The organism is Ruegeria sp. BHSA163 (assembly GCF_059613365.1).
The window spans coordinates 1-1,582 of record NZ_JBXWSJ010000128.1; the positions used below are offsets into that span (position 1 = coordinate 1).

A 1,582-nucleotide genomic window follows, 5' to 3' on the forward strand; every position below is an offset into this window, starting at 1 on the left:
GCAGAAAGCTCATCTGAAGTGCATTGTTGGTCGAGTTTTTGTTGAAGATCTGAGTTTGTGATATTGTGGAGTTTAATTGTTGATCGGAATTTGTTTTGTTTAGATACGTCTCGACATGGCTGGCTGCGAGTTTTTGCGTATTCATCGCCTCGGATGTTGTCGCCGAGGAAACTCGAGTAGCCCTTGTTATCGGAAACTCGGATTACGATCACGTTGCCAATCTGCCAAACCCTGAAAACGATGCCCAGGACATCGCTGCAGCGCTAAAGAGGCTGGATTTCGAGGTCACAATTGGAACCAATCTGGATTACCGTGAAATGCGCCTTGCCCTTCGTGATTTTGCCGATGCCTCCCGCACCGCTGACAAGGTCATGATCTATTATGCCGGGCACGGCATCGAAATCGAAAACAATAACTATCTCATCCCGATAAACGCTGAACTGCGCAGCGACATAGATGTCGACTTTGAGGCCATACGCCTGGATACTGTGGTGAACTCAATCGCCCAATCTCCCGGATTGAAAATCGTGCTTGTTGACGCGTGCCGTAACAACCCGTTTGTGACTGACATGATCAGAACAAGTGCTACGCGCAGCATTGGACAAGGATTGGCCCGAATTGATCCGGGCGGTGTTCTTGTCGGATACTCGGCACGGGGCGGGACGCTGGCCCTCGACGGCGACGGTCGTAACAGCCCTTACGCCTCCGCCTTGCTAACGCATCTCGAAGAACCCGGGCTTGAAGTGGGCAAGATGTTCCGTAAAGTGCGAGACAGTGTGTTCCAGGCGACCGAAGGGTATCAAGAGCCTTTCACATACGGATCGCTACCGGGATCTGATCTCTTCCTGAAGGAACCTCTGCCACCCGACCCGAAAAAGCAGATGTCGGAGGCTGAAATCGCCATGGCAGCAGCGCAGATAAATAACGAACTTGCCTCGGATTATACCCAGGCTGAAAGCCGCGGAACAGTTTATTCCTGGGAAAAATTCCTGGAAAAATACGAGGCGCACTCAGAGCACTACCTTGTTGCTTTTGCGAAGGACAAGCTGGAAGTGCTGCAATCCGAAGCCGAAGCGAAACGAAGAAAGCGAAACAGAGAGCCTTGGCTGAAAGCGAGCTTTCCGGACGGCAAGCTTGAAGCTGATCTGACGCTGGAACAACGAAAACTGGTGCAAGAAGCATTGAACATGATGGGGCAGAACGTCGGCAGCGTGGACGGCGCCTTCGGTCCCAGAACCCGCAATGCGATCTCTACGGTTCGGGTTGCCAACGGTCTTTATCCGGGAACCCGAGTCGATATTGCATTCTTGCGCTTGCTGCCGGACGTACCCGCGATCAAGGCGCTCCAGAGCGACACCGCTCGCGCTTATAAGCAGGAAGAGATGCCGGAGGCCATGGAGGAAAGGTTACAGAGGGCACTCAAAATCCTTGGTCGCAGCGAAGTCGTTTTTGGATATTTCGAAGGGCACCTGTACCTGGCAGTGCGGTCGTCCAGAAAGGATTTTTTTACTTCAAGCGAGTTCGCAAATGAGATGGGAGGACACTTGGCAACAATCGGCAACGCCAGAGAAAACCAGTTCAT

At 52.3% G+C, this 1,582-nt stretch carries 1 protein-coding gene; it reads left to right on the forward strand.

Annotation, left to right across the window (positions count from 1 at the left end; all coding sequences use genetic code 11):
- Nucleotides 1-95 precede the first annotated feature (95 nt).
- Nucleotides 96-1,582, forward strand: a 1,487-nt coding sequence (locus tag AC2FNV_RS23510) for a caspase family protein (RefSeq protein ID WP_170609146.1), incomplete at its 3' end; no start/stop codon positions are given.